This window comes from Streptomyces sp. NPDC033229, assembly GCF_055576875.1.
The window spans coordinates 30,072-47,189 of the sequence record NZ_JBVIQR010000033.1; the positions used below are offsets into that span (position 1 = coordinate 30,072).

Sequence of the window (17,118 nt, forward strand, 5' to 3'; positions counted from 1 at the left end):
GAGATCCCCCACCGTGGGTGAACACCAGAACACCGCTTCGGCCGTGGCGGCCGGCGCGACCGTCGGCGTCGTCGGCGCCGGAACCATGGGCATCGGTGTCGCGCAGTGCTTCGCGGAGGCCGGGCACCCGGTGGTGCTCGTCGACCCCGTCCCCGAGGCGCTGGACGCCGGGCCCGCCCGTCTGCGCGCCGGGATGCGGATGGCTCACATGCTGCGACGGCGGGACGGACTGCGGGTCCCGGCCGGGGCGGCGCGTCCCGAGGAACGCGTGACGTGGTCCGCCGACCTCGCCGACCTGGCCCCCGCCGTCTTCGTGGTCGAGTGCGCGCGGGAGAAGGAGTCGCTCAAGGAGGAGATCCTGCGGCGCCTGGACGAGGTGTGCGGACCGGACACGGTCTTCGCGTCCTGCACCTCGTGCATCCCCATCACCCGGCTCGGGTCCTTCACCGGCCGCCCCGACCGGGTGATCGGCACCCACTTCATGAACCCGGCGCCCCTCAAGGACGCCGTGGAGGTCATCCGGGCGCCGAGGACCAGTGACCACACCCTGGAGCTGACGACGGCCTTCCTGGCGGGGATCGGCAAGCGGCCCCTCGTCGTCGGGGACGCACCCGGCTTCGTGACCAACCGCGTGCTGATGCTGACGCTCAACGAGGCGGCAACGGTGCTGGGCGAGGGCACGGCCGACGCCGACACCGTGGACCGCGTCTTCCAGGACTGCTTCGGCCACCCCATGGGTCCGTTGCGCACCGCCGACCTCATCGGTCTCGACACGGTCCTCGACTCGCTGGAGGTGCTGCGCGAGCACACCGGCGACGAGCGCTTCCGGCCGTGCGACCTGCTCGCCCGCCTCGTCGCGGAAGGCAGGACCGGCCGCAAGGCCGGTGGCGGCTTCCACCCCTATGCACAGCACCAGCGCGTCGAGCGAGGAGAGATCCGCCATGGCTGACCACCGGAGCAGACACGTCACGATGTCCGCCGCGGGCCAGGAGGCGTGGCACGCGTCGCGGGACACCCCGGGCGGCCCCGGCCCCTGTGTCGCCGACGTCGTGGAGATCCACGGGCCCCTGGACACCGCGGTGTTCGAGGACGCGGCGGCCCAGGTCGTCTCGGAGGCCGACGCGCTGCGGCTGCGGTTCGCCGCGAGCACCCCGGGCGCGGACGAGCCCCCGGCCCTGGAGACCACCGACGGTCTCCCGCTGACCGTCGTGGACCTCGGTGCCGAGCCCGACCCCGTGGCGGCGGCCGAGGAGTGGGTACGGGCCGAGCTCGCCCGGGCACCCCTGCCCGGCAGTGCCGCGTCCGCCCAGGCCCTGCTCCGCCTCGCCCCGGACCGCTTCCACTGGTTCCACCGGCACCACCGGGCGGTCGTCGACGGCCACAGCTGCTCGCTCGTCACCCGCCGTGTCGCGGAGGTGTACACCGCGCGCGTCGAGGGACACCCGCCCCAGGACGGCGCCCTGGTGCCGCTCGCCCGGCCGGCGGCCGAGGAGGCCGCGTACCGGGAGTCCGACGCCCACGGCCGGGACCTCGCGTTCTGGCGGGAGCGCTTCGCCGACCGGCCCGAGCCGGTGACACTCGCCCAGGACGCCACCGACGCCGTCGACGGTCCCGTCCACCCGGTCGTCCTCACCGCCGCCGACACCGACCGGGTGCACGCGGCCGCCCGCTACAGCGGTACCCGGCCGGGAGCCGTCCTGCTGGCCGCCGTGGCCGCGTACACGCACCGGATGACCGGTGCCACCGACGTGGTGCTGGGCGTGCCCGTGGACGGACGGCCGAGCAGCGCCGCCCAGCGCGCCCCCGGCGCCGCCGAGGACATCGCGGCCCTGCGGCTGACCGTACGGCCCGGCACCGGCTTCGCCGGCCTCGTGGGACAGGTGACCGAGGAGAGCCGCCGCGTCCGGACCCACCAGAGGCTGCGGCACAGCGAGCTGTGCCGGGAACTCGGGCTGCCGGGCACCGAACCGCGCCTGTACGGGCCGATCGTCGACGTCCGGACCCCCGGGCCGCGTATCCGCTTCGGCGCCCTCGCGGCCGTCGTCCGCCGGCTCGGCGCCGAAGCGGCGCCGGACCTGCGCATCGTGATCGACGAGGACCCCGCGGACCGTCGCCTGCGGGTCGTCTTCCTCGGCGCCCCGGGCCGCTACGATTCCGCTGAACTCGCGGCTCACGGGCGGCGGTTCGCGCGCCTGCTGTCCGCCGCGGCGGCCGCCCCCGGCCGGCCGGTGAGCGCCTTCGGACTCCTCGATCCCGAGGAGCTGGCCGCCGTGCGGTCCTGGGCATCGGCCGACGAGCGGCCCCCGGCGGGAACCCTCACGGCACTGCTCGAGAATGCCGCGGCCCGGCACCCCGAGGCGGTCGCGGTCAAGGACGGTACGAGCAGCCTCACCTACGGCGAACTCCACGAGCGGGCCAACCGGCTCGCCCATCTGCTGATCGGCCGGGGTGCCGGCCCGGAGCGGATCGTCGGTCTGCTGCTGCCCCGCTCGGCCGACACGATCGTCGCGATGCTCGCGGTCCTCAAGACCGGTGCCGCGTACCTGCCGCTCGACCCGGCCTACCCGGCCGAACGCCTCCGCTACATGATCGACGACGCGCGGCCCGACTGCGTGCTGGCAAGCGCCGCCGACACCGGCCGGGACCTCGGCGTCCTGTCGGCGCCGCTGCTCGCGCTGGACACCCCGGACACCGTCCGCGAGCTCGGCCGCTGCTCCCCGCAGGCCCCCACCGACGCGGACCGCACCGCGGCCCTGCTGCCCGCGCACCCCGCCTACGTCATCTACACCTCCGGCTCCAGCGGAACCCCCAAGGGCGTCGTCGTCCCCCACCGCAACGTGGTCCCGCTGATCGCCTGGGCGAGCGCCGAGTTCGGCGCCGAGGCGCTGGCACACACCCTGGCCGCCACGTCGTTCAGCTTTGACGTATCGGTGGCCGAGATCTTCCCCGCGCTCGCGACCGGCGGCAGCGTCGAGGTGGTCGGCAATCTGCTGTCGCTGCTGGACGGCGACCCGCCGCGCTGGTCGGGCGGTCTGCTGTGCGCGATCCCCTCGGTCTTCGCGAAGCTCATGGACTTCGGCGGCCTCCGGCTGTCCGCCAGGACCCTGTCGATGGCCGGCGAGGCACTTCCCGCGGCGATCGCCGACCGGGTCGGGGAGACCATGCCCGGCACCCGGCTCCTCAACGTGTACGGCCCGACCGAGGCCACGGTGTACGCCACCGCCTGGTCCTCCGACGCCGCCCCGGCCGGGCACACGCCGCCCATCGGCCGCCCGCTGCGGCACGTACGCGCCTATGTGCTCGACGGATCGCTCCAGCCGGTCGCACCCGGGCGGCGCGGCGAGCTGTACCTGGCGGGCGACGGACTGGCGCGGGGCTATCTGCGCAGACCGGGTCTCAGCGCCGAACGCTTCGTGGCCGACCCGTTCGGCCCGCCCGGCAGCCGGATGTACCGGACCGGCGATCTCGCCCGCTGGCGCGAGGACGGACACCTCGACTTCCTCGGCCGAGTGGACGGGCAGGTCAAGATCAACGGTTTCCGTATCGAGCTGGGCGAGCTGGAGACGGTGCTCGCCGCTCACCCGGGGGTGGCCGAGGCCATGGCCTCGGTGGTCAAGGACGCGGCCGGTGACGCCCGGCTCGTCGCCTACGCGGTGCCCGCCGCCGGAGCCGCTCCCCTCGCCGTCGAGCGGCTGCGGGAGTGGACGGCCGAGCGGCTGCCGGCCCACCTCGTCCCGGGCGAGCTGAGCTGGGCGCGGTCACTGCCGCGCACCCCCAGCGGCAAGCTCGACCGCGAGGCGGTGCCGGTACCCACGACCGCCACCGAGCCCGCCGTTGAGGACCCCCGGCCGGTCTCCGCCGTCGCGGCCGAGGCGCCCGAGCCGACCCACGGGCCCGGCGTGTCCCACACGGCCCCGGCCCCGGACGCGTCGCGCGAGCAGCAGGTCGCGCGGGTCTTCTCGGAGGTGCTGCGCCGCCCCGAGGTCCCCGTGGACGCCAGCTTCTTCGACCTCGGCGGCGACAGCATCATGTCGATCCAACTGGTCAGCAGGCTGCGCCAGGCGGGACTGGTCCTCACCCCGCAGGACATCTTCGAGTACAAGACCGTCAGGGCGCTGGCCGCCGCCGCGCGCGAGACGACGCGTGCGGAGAGCGAGCACACCGTCTCCGGTGTCGGCGAGGTGCCCCTCACCCCGATCATGCACTGGCTCCGCGAACTCGACGGCCCCATCGACGGCTTCCACCAGGCCGTACTCCTCCAGGTCCCCGGTGGGCTGCGGGAGGACCTGCTGGTCAAGGCCGTGCGGCAGCTCGTGGACCACCACGACGCCCTGCGGCTGCGGCTCGACCGGTCGTCGGCCGACTGGCGGCTCGAGGTACGGCCGGCCGGCTCCGTGGACGCCTCCTCCTGCGTTCGGCGGGTCGACGTCCGAGGTCTCGACGACCTGGGGGAGACCCTCGCGGACGAGGCGCAGCGGGCCAAGGGGCAACTGGACGTCCAGGCCGGGACGATGGTGCGCGTCGTCTTGCTGGACGCGGGCCCCGACGCGCCGGGCCGGCTGATGTTCATGGCCCACCACCTCGCCTGCGACGGGGTGTCGTGGCGCATCCTCGTACCCGACCTGGTCGGGGCGTACCAGGACCTGGAGGCGGGCCGCGCTCCGCGGCTGCGCCCGGTGGAGACCCCGCTGCGGCACTGGAGCCGTGCGCTGTCCGAGCAGGCGCGCGAGGAGCGGCGGACGTCCGAACTGCCGCTGTGGACCGACATCCTCCGCACTCCAGGACCGCAGTTGGCGAACCGGCCCATGGACCCCGCCCGGGACACCACGGCCCACGCGCGCTCCCGCGCGATGACCTACCGGTCCGACCGGGCCCGGCACCTGTTCAGCACCATCCCCGCGGCCTTCCACTGCGAGATCAACGACGTGCTGCTCACCGCGCTGGCACTGGCCGTGCAGCGCACCCTGGGCAGCGAGCGGGACGTGGTGATCGACGTGGAGGGACACGGACGTGAGCCCGTCGTCCCCGGCGCGGACCTCTCCCGCACCGCCGGATGGTTCACCAGCATGTACCCGGTACGTCTCGCGCCCGGGGTCCCCGGGGCCGACGCAGCGGCGACCGGGCACGGCTCCCGCCGCGAGCTGGGGCGGGCGCTGCGGCGGGTGAAGGAACAGCTGCGGGCGATCCCCGACAAGGGCATCGGCTTCGGTCTGTTGCGCCATCTGAACCCGGAGACCTCGGCCACGCTGGCCGCCGCCCCGCCGCGGCACATCGGGTTCAACTACTTCGGGCGGTTCCTCCTGCCCGCCGCGTCGGGGGAGCGGGACTGGGGTCCCGCGCCCGAGACGGGCATGAGCGCCGGGGCCGACGCCGACATGCCGCTGGCCCACCCGCTGGAGATCACCGCACTGACCCAGGACACCGAGCGGGGGCCCGAGCTGGGCGTCAGCCTCACCTGGGCCGACGGGATCCTCGACGAGCGGCTCGTCGACGAACTGGGCACGACCTGGTTCGAGATCCTCGACGAGCTCGCGGCACACGCCGCGGAGCCCGGCGCGGGCGGCCGCACACCGTCCGACTTCCCGCTGGCCGAGCTCGGCCAGGAGGACGTCGAGCGGCTGGAGGGCGACTACCCCGGCCTGGAGGAGATCCTTCCGCTGTCGCCGCTGCAACAGGGCCTGCTGTACCACGTCCTGGTCAGCGGGCTGAGCGCCGAGCAGGCGGCGCTGGAGGGCGAACACAGCGTCTACACCGTGCAGGTGTGGCTGGAGCTCGTCGGTGATCTGGATCCCGCGCGACTGCGTGCCGCCGGTCAGAAGCTCCTGGAACGGCACACCAACCTGAGCGCCGCCTTCGTCCACGAAGGACTCGTCGAGCCGGTGCAGGTCTTCGGCTCCCGGGCCGAACTGCCCTGGCGCGAGGAGGACGTGAGCGGGCTGACGGGGGACCGGCAGGAGGAGGAGATCGACCGGCTGCTGTCGCACGAGCGCGGTCGCCGCTTCGAACCCACCAAGCCGCCGATGCTGCGCATGATGCTCGTGGACATGGGCGACAACCGGCGCCGCTTCGTCCTGACGACGCATCACATCATTCTGGACGGCTGGTCGCTGCCCGTCGTGCTGCGGGAGCTGTTCGCGCTCTACGAGGACACCGCGCCCACCGCGGACGGCAGTGCCACGGCGGCCCTGCCGGCCATCACCCCCTTCCGCGAGTACCTGTCCTGGCTGGAGAGGACCGACGGAACGAAGGCGGAAGCGGCGTGGCGTGACGCGCTGTCCGGGCTGACCGCCTCCACCCTGATCGCACGGGGCGAGGGCGACGGGGAGCCCCTGACACCGCGGTTCGTGACCGTGGAACTCAGCGCGGACACGACGGTGGCCCTCATGGACATGGCCCGCCGCCATGGCGTCACGGCCAACACCGTGCTCCAGGCGGGCTGGGGCATCCTGCTCGGCCAGGAGACGGGCAACACCGATGTGGTGTTCGGTTCGGTGGTCTCCGGGCGGCCCGCCGAACTCGCCGGGGTGGAGACCATGGTGGGGCTCTTCATCAACACCGTGCCGACCCGGGTCCGGCTGGACCCGGGCGAGCGGCTGGGCTCACTGCTCGTCCGGCTCCAGCGCGAGCAGGCCGCACTGATGCCCTACCACCACATCAGCCTCGGCGAGATCCGCCGGATCACCGACATCGGTAACCCGTTCGACACCGTGATGGCGTTCGAGAACTACCCCCTCGACTCGGACGAACTCGCCGAGCCCGCGACCGGTCTGAAGCTGGCCCGCGCCTACGGCGACGACGCCCCGCACTTCCCGCTGAACCTGGTGGTGTCCGCCCGCGGCGAGCGGCTCCTGCTGCGGTTCGACTACCGCCCGCACCTGATGGAGCGGGAGCGGGTCGAGTCGCTCGCCGACCGGTTCGTCGACCTGCTGACGACGGCGGCCCACGAGCCCACCCGGGCCGTCGGCGCCCTGGCGGCCGGCGGCGACGCGACGGAAGACACCGTGGCCGGCACCGCCGAGCGCCCGGCGGACATGCTGCCCGCCACCCGCAAGCCGCAGGAGAGCGGGATCGGGGTCCTACTGCCCCTGCGCGAGACGGGCGTAGAGCCACCGCTGTTCTGCGTGCACCCGGCGGCGGGGATCGCCTGGTCATACGCCGGGCTCACCGGCCCGCTGGGCACCGGCCACCCCGTCTACGGACTCCAGGCCAGGGGCCTCGACGGCGAGGAGGTGCTGCCCGCGTCCGTCCGGGACATGGCGGCGGACTATCTGGACCACATCCGCTCCGTCCAGCCCACCGGTCCCTACCACCTGCTGGGCTGGTCGTTCGGCGGCATGGTCGCCCAGGAGATGGCGGTGCAGCTCCAGCGGAGCGGGGAGAAGGTCGGCCTGCTGGCCGTCCTCGACGCCTATCCCGCCGGCGAGACCACCACGGAGGCGCCGGCGGAGTCATCGGTCGCCGGCCGGGACGTGCTGGCGATGGTGCTGGAGTTCTTCGGGTACGACCGGTCCGCCTGGGAGGGCGAGTCGCTGACCTATCCGCGGTTCGTCCGGATCGCCCGTGAGCAGAGCGGGCTGCTGGCCTCGTTCGACGAGCAGCGGGTCGCGGCGGTCGCCCGGATCTTCGCCAACAACGCCACCCTCTCCCACGCGCACGAGCCGCGCCCGTTCACCGGGGACCTGCTGGTCTTCGCCGCACGGGAGACCTCCCCGGACGTCGCACGCGAGTTGTGGCGGCCGTTGATGGTCGACGGCCGCGCGGACGTGGTGCCCGTCGACTGCACGCACGGCGAACTGGGCCGCCCCGGCCCGCTCGGCGAGGTCGGCCGGGAACTCGTCCGGCGGCTGGGAACGACCCCCACGGTGCCGGAGGGCGCCGGAGCTCCCACGCTGCCGGAGGGCGTCGAATGAGAACGGACCCCGAGCCGGTCCACGGCACTCCCGCCGGGCTTCCCCTCTCCACCGCGCAACACGGGGTGTGGCTGGGGCAGAAGCTCACCCCGGGCTCGGCCCGCTATCACGTGGCCGCGGGCTTCGAGGTCTCCGGCGACCTGGACGAGGGGCTGTTCGAGACGGCCTTCCGGCTCGTCGTGGACGAGGCGGAACCGCTCCGGGCCCGGTTCGCCGAACCGGACGGGGAGCAGCCGTACCAGCGCCTCGGGCCGCTCCCCGGCTGGGGCGTGCCGTTCGTGGACCTGCGCCACGAACCGGTACCCCTGGCCGCCGCGGTGGAGTGGATGCGGGCCGATGTGGCGCGCCCCTTCGACCTCGCCACCGGCCCGCTGTTCCGGACCGCCTTCATCCGGCTGTCACCGGTCCGGGTCTGCTGGTACCTGGTCTGCCACCACCTGGTCATGGACGGCCTCGGCGGCGCCCTGTTCGCCCGGCGCCTCGGTGAGATCTACGCGGCCCTGGAGAACGGCGAGGTCCCCGAGCCCGGCCCGCGGGTCTCGGCGGGCGCGCTGCTGGCCGAGGACACCGCCTACCGGTCCTCCCCGGCCTTCGCCGCCGACCGCGACTTCTGGCTGGACCGCATGGCCGGCCGCCCCACGCCCACCGGGCGCGGGGCGGCCGCCCCGGCCCCCGACCCCACGAACGGAGTCGCGGCCCGCGGCGCGGCCCGGCTGCCCGCCGCCGGTTTCGCCGCCCTGCGCCCCCTGGCACGGCAACTGGGGGTGCGGTGGCCGGTGGTGGCGACGGCCGCGGCGGCCCTGCTGGCCCACGCCCGCTCGGACACGGGCGGCGACGAAGTGGTGCTGGGGCTGCCGGTCGCCGGGCGCACCGGCGCCGCGTCCCGTGCCGTCGCCGGCATGATGTCGAACGTGGTGCCCCTGCGGGTGCCGGTCCGCGCGGACCGGACAGCCGCCGAACTGGTGCGGGCCGTCGGCGCCGAGGTGACCGCCGCCCTCGCCCACCAGCACTACCGGCAGGAGGACCTGTACCGCGACCTGAAACTGGCGGGCACCGGGCAGGGACTCTACCGGCTGGCCGCGAACGTCATGCCGTTCAGCTTCGGCCGGCGGTTCGCCGGGCGGCCGATGGCGATGCACCACATCGCCGTCGGCCCGGTGGAGGAGCTGTCCGTCACCGTCCACCCGGAGGCACAGAGGTCCGGCCTGCGCGTCGACCTCTACGCGGACCCCGCCCGCCACGGCACCCGCGAAGCCGCCGCCGAGGCCCGTCGGTACGTCCGTCTCCTCGGTCGGCTGATCACCGAACCCGACCGGCCCGTCGGGCACTTCGACCTGCTCTCGGCCGCGGAACGGCGGCGGACGGTCCCCCGGGTGACGAGCCCCCTGCCCGAGCCGGCCACCACCCTGCCCGCCCTGGTCGAACGCTGGGCTGCGCGCACCCCCCACGCCCCGGCGGTCACCTGCGGCGAGGACACCGTGCGCTACGGGGAACTCAACGCCCGCGCCAACCGTGTCGCCAGGGCGCTCGTCCGGCGCGGCGCCGGCCCCGGGCGCACCGTCGCCGTCGTGCTGCCCCGCTCCCTCGACCTGGTCACCGCGATCCTCGCCGTCACCAAGACGGGCGCGGCCTGTCTGCCCGTCGACCCGCAGTGGCCCGCCGAGCGTGTCGACATGATCCTCGCGGACGCGGCGCCCGTGCACGTCCTCACCCCGGACACCCTGGCCGGGCTCCCCAAGGAGTCGTCCTCCGCCGACCTGACGGACACCGACCGCACCGAGCCCCTGACCCCCGCCCACCCGGCCTACGTCATCTACACCTCGGGCTCCACCGGCCGACCCAAGGGAGTGGTGGTCCCGCACCGCAATCCGGTGGCGCTGCTGGACGGCGCGGCGGCCGGGTTCGGCTTCCACAGCGGTGACGTGTGGTCGATGTTCCACTCCTGCGCCTTCGACTTCTCCGTCTGGGAGATGTGGGGAGCACTCGCGCACGGCGGGCGGCTGGTCGTCGTCCCCCAGGACGTGACCCGCTCGCCCCGGGAGTTCCTCGACCTGCTCGTCCGGGAGCGGGTGACGGTCCTGAACCAGACGCCGTCCGCCTTCCACGCGCTGGACCGCGCCGACGCGGAGGAGCCGGAGCGGGGCCGCGGCCTCGCCCTGCGCTGGGTGATCTTCGGTGGGGAGGCGCTGCGGCCCGCCCGGCTGCGCTCCTGGTTCCAGCGGCACGGCGTCACCTCACCCGCCCTCGTCAACATGTACGGCATCACCGAGACGACCATCCACGCGACCAGGCTCGACCTCGGCGCCGGCCACTGCGAGGGCCCCGGCAGCCCGGTCGGAACGCCCCTCCCCGCGACCCGCCTCTACGTCCTCGACCACCTGCTGCGCCCGGTGCCGCCCGGGGTCGCGGGCGAGGTGTACGTCGGCGGCCCCGGCGTCGCGCGGGAGTACCTGGGCCGGCCGGGCCTGACCGCGCAGCGGTTCGTGGCCGACCCGTTCGGCCCGCCGGGCTCGCGGCTGTACCGCTCGGGCGACCTCGCCCGGTGGCGGAACGACGGCGGTCTGGACTACCTCGGCCGGGCCGACGACCAGATCAAGGTCCGCGGCTTCCGCATCGAGCCCGCCGAGATCGAGGCCGCGCTGCTGACCGCCCCCGGCGTGGCTCAGGCCGCCGTGACCGCCACGGCGGCCGAGGACCCTGCCGGTGACGCCGGGGAACCGCGGCTGGTGGCCCATGTGGTCCCCGCACGCGGAACCGGACCGGAAGCGGACGACGACCGCTACGTCGCGCGCCTGCGGGACCATCTGCGGGCCCGCCTGCCCGAGCACCTGGTCCCCGCCCTGTTCGTGCTCCTGGAGACGCTGCCGCTCACCCCCAACGGCAAGCTCGACCGGCGGGCGCTGCCCGCCCCCACCCCACGGACCCCCACCCGCTCCCGCCCCCCGCGCACGCCACAGGAGCGGCGGCTCGCCGCCCTGTACGCCGAACTCCTCGGCCACACCGCGGTCGGGGCGCACGACGGCTTCTTCGACCTCGGCGGCGACAGCCTCCGCGCGACACGGCTGGTCGGCATGGTGCGCGCCGCCTTCCACACCGAGCTGGACGTACGGGACGTCTTCGAGCACCCCACCGTGGCCGCCCTCGCCGAACGGATCGGCCGGGCGCCGGACCGGCCCGCCGGGCGCCCGGCGCCGACGGGCGCCCGCCCCGAGCACCTCCCGCTCTCCTTCGCCCAACGACGGCTGTGGTTCCTCCACTCGCTCACCGGGCCGGACAGCGCGTACAACGTGCCCCTGGTACTGCGCCTGGACGGGCAAGCCGACCAGGAGGCGCTGCGGGCGGCGCTCGCCGATCTGACGGAACGCCACGAAACCCTGCGCACCGTCGTCCGGGAGACGGCCGGCCGGGCGTTCCAACGGATCCTGCCGCCCGCCGACGCCCGACCCCGGCTCACCGTGACGCCGGTCGCCCCCGCGAAGCTGGCGGACGCGCTCGCCGCGAGCGCCCGCTACAGCTTCCGCCTGGACGACGAACCGCCCCTGAGGGCAGAGCTGTTCACCGTCGGACCCGACGAGCAGGTACTGCTGCTGCTCCTGCACCACATCGCCTGCGACCACGCCTCCCTCGACCCGCTGGCGGCCGATCTCGGCACGGCCTACGCGGCCCGGCTGCGGGGCACGCCGCCCGACTGGTCACCGCTGCCGGCGCAGTACGCCGACTTCACGCTGTGGCAACGCGAGACGCTCGGCACCGACGACCGGCCCACCGATCTCGCGGAACGCCTGCTCACCCACTGGACCGCCGCGCTCGACGGACTTCCGGAACGCATCCAGCTGCCCACCGACCGGACGGCGCCGACGGAGGACGGCGGCGCCACCGCGACCTTCCGCATCCCCGCCACAACCCACGGCCGGCTCGCGGAACTGGCCGCGACCGAGCGGGCGAGCCTGTTCATGGTGGTGCACGCGGGGCTGGCGGCACTGCTCACCCGTCTGGGCGCGGGCACCGACATCCCGGTGGGCACGGCGGTCTCGGACCGCCCCGACGCGCGTCTGGACGACATCGTCGGGTTCTTCGTGAACACGCTGGTGCTGCGCACCGACACCTCCGGCGAGCTGACGTTCCGGGAGCTGCTCGCCCGGGTCCGCGAGGCCGACCTCGCGGCCTTCGCCCATCAGGACCTGCCGTTCGACCTGGTGGTGGAGGCGCTCGGGCCCCAGCGTGCGGCGAGCGGCCAGGCGCTGTTCCAGGTGATGCTCGCCGTCACCCCGGCACCCCCGCACCGCATCGACCTCGCCGGGCTGTCGGCCACCACCGGAACCGTCGCCACCGGCGCCGCCAAGTTCGACCTGACCTTCAGCCTCCATGAGCACCGCGGGCCGGACGGTACGTGTCTCGGCCTGGACGGCGTACTCGAATACCGGACCGGGCTGTTCGGCCGGGCCACGGCCGAGGCGATCGGGGCCCGCTTCGCGCGGCTGCTGGAGCAGGTGACCGCCGATCCCGACGTCCCCGTCCACCGCGTGGACATCCTGACGAACGAGGAACGCCGACGCCTGCTCACCACCTCCTCTCCCGCGGTCCCTCCGCCGGGCGCCCACGGCACCCTGCCGGGCCGGTTCGCCGAGCAGGTGCGCCGCACCCCCGACGCCCCGGCGGTCCGCACCGCCGGTCACGCGCTGACCTACGCGGAGCTGGATGCCCGCTCGGACCGGCTGGCCGCACGGCTGGCCGGGTACGGCGTCACCACCGAGACGCCGGTCGCGGTCCTCATGGACCGGGGCGCGGACTTCGTCGTGACCGTGCTGGCGATCCTCAAGTGCGGCGGAGTGTACGTCCCCCTGGACGCCCGGGCCCCACAGGCCCGGCAGGCCACCGTGGTGGCCGAGGCGGCGGCCCCGGTGCTGGTCATCGGCGCGGGCGCGTCCCCCGACGCCTGGTCGTCCCCCACCGGCCCCCGGGGCGTCGACGTGCGCGACACCGCCCCCGCCGCACCCGTCCGGCCGTTGCCCCTGGCCGACCCGGCTCACCTCGCCTATGTCACCTACACCTCCGGCTCGACCGGCGTCCCCAAGGGCGTGGCAGTCACCCACGGCGACATCCTCGCCCTCGCCCTCGACGGCTGCTGGCGCAGGGAGGGGCCGCAGCGCGTCCTGATGCACTCCCCGTACTCCTTCGACGCCTCGACCATGGAGCTGTGGGTTCCGCTGCTGACCGGCGGGGAGATCGTGGTGGCACCGCCGGGCGACATCGACCTCGCGACCCTGGAGGCGATCGTCACCGGCACGGGCGTCACCACCCTGTGGCTCACCGCCGGTCTCTTCCAACTGGTCGCCGAGGAGAAGCCCGGCGCCCTGCGCGATGTGGACACCGTATGGACCGGGGGAGACGTCGTATCGCCACGTGCCGTGCGCGCGGTGCGGCGGCACTGCACGGCCACACGCGTCGTCAACGGCTACGGGCCGTCCGAGGCGACGACGTTCGCCACCTGTCACCCCGTCACGGATGCCGACACGGCGGACGCACGCGACCCGGTGGCCCCGGGCGGCCCGGCCGCGGTGCCCATCGGGCGGCCGCTCGACGGCCGTCGCGCCTATGTGCTCGACGCCCACCTGCAACCGGTACCGCCGGGGGTGACCGGGGAGCTGTATCTCGCGGGCACGGGCATCGCCCGGGGCTATCTCCACCGGCCGGGGCCGACCGCCGAGCGGTTCACGGCCGACCCGTTCGGCCCGCCGGGGGCGCGCATGTACCGCACCGGCGACCTGGCCCGGTGGCTGCCGGACGGTGTGCTGACGTTCGTCGGCCGCGCCGACGGCCAGGTCAAGCTGCGGGGCTTCCGCGTCGAGACCGACGAGGTCGCCTCCGCACTGACCGGGCACGGCGGAGTGGGCCAGGCCGCGGTGGTCGTCCGGGAGGACCGGCCCGGCGAACGGAGGCTCGTCGCCTACCTGGTGCCGGAAACCGGCGCGACGGTGAGCGAGCCGGAGGTACGGGAGCACGCCACCGCCGTACTGCCCGACTACATGGTGCCCGGCGCGTACGTCGTCCTCGAACGGTTGCCGCTGACCGGCAACCACAAGATCGACCGCGCGGCCCTGCCCGCCCCGCCCCGGGCCGTACCGCGCCCGGGGGCGCCGCGGACCGCCCGCGAACGCCTGCTGTGCGGCATCGTCGCCGAGCTGCTCGGCGAGCGGTCGGTCGGCGTCGACGACGGCTTCTTCGCTCTCGGGGGCGACAGCATCACGGCCATCCAACTGGTCAGCCGGGCCCATGACGCCGGGCTGCGGATCAGCGTGCGCGACGTGTTCCGCCACCCCACCGTGGCACGACTGGCCGAGGTGGCCGGGAGGGACACCGGAGCGGCCCCCACCATGGACGGCGAGGCCGTCGGGCCACTGCCCCTGACGCCGATCATGCACTGGTGGCGCGAACAACCCGGCGCCGACCGCGCTGCGTTCAGCCAGTGCGTCACCATCCGCACGCCGCCCGGGCTGACCCCGGAACACCTGGTCGCCTCGGTCCAGGCACTGCTCGACCACCATGCGGCACTGCGCCTGCGGCTGCGCTGCGACGGGCCGTCGCCGGACTGGACGCCGGAGACCCTGCCGGCCGAGGCGTGCCGTGCGGAGGACCACGTCCGTCGCGTCGACGCCGTCGGCGGCCCCGGGCGGTGGCCCGGGCTGCTCTCCGACGCCGTCGCCGCCGCGCGCGGCAGGCTGGATCCCGCCAGGGGCGTGATGCTGGAGGCGGTGTTCCTCGACGCCGGCCCGACCCGGCCGGGACGGCTGGTGCTGGTCATCCACCACCTGGCCGTCGACGGGGTGTCCTGGCGTGTCCTGCTGCCCGACCTGGCCGCCGCCCACCGGGCCGTCGCCGCCGGCCGGACGCCCGCCCTGCCCGGTGCGGGCACGTCCTACCGAGGATGGGCCCGGTCGCTGGCCGAACAGGGCCGCAGCGGCGCCCGACAGGTGGAGGCGCCGTACTGGAGGGAAGTGCTGTCCGCCGGCGAGCTGCTGGTCGACGACGCCGACGACGCGGACGCCGTCGCGGGCGGCGCCACCGGGCGGCTGTCGCTGTCGATGCCGCCGGAACGCGTCCGCCCCCTCCTGACGGAGGTCGCGGCGGCCTTCCGGTGCGGCGCGGAACCCGTGCTGCTGACCGGGCTGGCACTCGCGCTGGAGGAGTGGCGGCGCCGCCGGGGACGAACCCCGGGCCCCGGCGGTCAGGTCGTCGAGCTGGAGTCCCACGGCCGACCCGACACGCCGGAGACGGACGTCTCCCGCACCGTGGGGTGGTTCACCAGCATGTTCCCGGTCCGGCTGGAGAACACCGGGTGCACGTGGACGGACGTGTGGACCGCGGGACCGGCGCTCGGCCGGGCACTGAAGCGGATCAAGGAGCAACTGCGGGCCGTCCCCGACCGGGGCATCGGCTACGGCGTACTGCGCCACCTCGACCCGCGGATGGCACCGGAGCTGCACGCCTGCCCCGCACCCCGGGTGGGCTTCAACTACCTGGGCCGGATCACGGCGGAGACACAGACCGACTGGGGCATCACCACGGAATTCGCCGGCCTGTCGGGCCCGGACCCGTCCGGGGCGGGCGGTACGCCCGGTGGGACGCGCCTCCTGGGCCTCGATGCCCTGACGATCGACGGCCCGGCCGGGCCCCGGCTGCACGCCACCTGGTCCTGGGCGGACCGGGCGTTCACCGAGGAGGAGATCCAGGAACTCGCGGAACTCTGGTTCACCGTCCTGGACGCCCTGGTGGTGCACGCCCGCACCCCCGGCGCCGGCGGACACAGCCCCTCCGACCTGCCCCTGGTCCCGCTCGCCCAGCCGGAGATCGACCAGCTGGAAGCGGCCTACCCGGGCCTGGCCGAGGTCCTTCCCCTGACCGCTCTGCAACAGGGGCTGCTCTTCCACTCCCTGTACGCCCCGGACAGCCCGGACGTGTACCAGGCCCAGCTCGTCCTGCACCTGCGGGGCGAGGTGGACGCGGGCGCGCTGCGCGCCGCGGGCGCGGCGCTGCTGGAGCGCCACCCCAACCTCCGGGCAGCCTTCGTCCACCAGGACCTGCCCCATCCGGTCCAGGTGGTGCCGGGCACGACCGCGGCACGGAGACCGGGGTGGCGGAACGTCGACCTCACCCCGGTGGCCGCCGCCCGCCGGGACCGGGTCTTCGAGCGGCTCGCCCACGCCGATCTGCACCGCCGCTTCGACCTGGACCGCCCGCCGCTGCTGCGGTTCACCCTGTACACCCTGGGGGCCGGCGCGTACCGGCTGGTGCTCACCCACCATCACCTGGTGCTGGACGGCTGGTCGATGCCCTTGCTGGTGCGCGAGCTGTTCACGCTGTACGCGCACGGCGGCGATCCGGCCGCACTGCCCCCGGTGACCCCGTACCGGGAGCATCTGAGAGTCCTGGCGGCCCGGGACCACGACGCGGCGCGCGCGGCCTGGCGGGACGCACTCGCCGGAACCGACGCCCCGCCCCGGCTCACCGCCGCGGTCACCAGCGGCGGCGCGCGGCCCACACGGCACCTGGAGACCGTGCTCACCCCCGGACTGACCCGGTCCCTGCGCGAGGTCGGCGCCGACGGGCTCACGCTCAACACCCTGGTGCAGGGCGCCTGGGCGCTGCTGCTGGCCCGGTTCGGCGGCACACGGGACGTCGTGTTCGGCACGACCGTCTCCGGCCGCCAGCCCGACCTCCCGGGCATGGAGTCGATGATCGGCCTGTTCATCAACACCGTCCCGGTCCGCCTGACGATCGACCCGGCGGAGCCGGTCCGGGACCTCCTGCTGCGCTTCCAGGACGAACAGGCGGGGCTGCTGCCGCACCACCACCTGGGCCTGGGGGAGATCCAGCGACTGGCGGGACGGCGCGAGCTCTTCGACACCCATCTGGTCTTCGAGAACTACCCCATGGACCGGACGACCCTGGAACGGGCCGCTCCGGGCCTGCGGCTGGAGCACAGCGAGGGACGCGACGCCACGCACTACCCCTTGACCCTGGCGGCCTTCGTCGACGACACCCGGCTGACCCTGCGGCTCGGCTACCGCCCGGACGCGGTGGACCGGACGCGGGCCGAGCGGATCGCCGCGGAGCTGGAGCGGCTGCTGGCGGCCTTCGCGTCCGCCCCGGGACGCCCGGTCGCCGAACTGCTCGAGCACGCTTCTGATATCCGATGACCAAGGAAGGA

At 74.7% G+C, this 17,118-nt stretch carries 3 protein-coding genes; all 3 read left to right on the forward strand.

Translation table 11 applies throughout. From position 1 onward, the window contains the following. Positions 1-13: 13 nt before the first annotated feature. Genes ACZ53N_RS26085 through ACZ53N_RS26095 form a run of 3 tightly spaced genes read left to right on the forward strand, consistent with a single transcriptional unit; the run spans position 14 to position 17,107 of the window. The gene (locus ACZ53N_RS26085; RefSeq protein WP_469143226.1) at positions 14-949 is read left to right on the forward strand and encodes a 3-hydroxyacyl-CoA dehydrogenase family protein; all 936 of its coding nucleotides are present in this window, start codon (positions 14-16) and stop codon (positions 947-949) included. Beyond that, positions 942-7,910 (forward strand): amino acid adenylation domain-containing protein, encoded by a 6,969-nt coding sequence (locus ACZ53N_RS26090; protein WP_469143227.1) that lies wholly within the window; start codon positions 942-944, stop codon positions 7,908-7,910. The genes ACZ53N_RS26085 and ACZ53N_RS26090 overlap by 8 nt, the downstream gene beginning before the upstream one ends. Further along, entirely contained in the window at positions 7,907-17,107 is a 9,201-nt protein-coding gene (locus ACZ53N_RS26095; RefSeq protein ID WP_469143228.1) for an amino acid adenylation domain-containing protein, read from the forward strand. The genes ACZ53N_RS26090 and ACZ53N_RS26095 overlap by 4 nt, the downstream gene beginning before the upstream one ends. Positions 17,108-17,118: the final 11 nt, after the last annotated feature.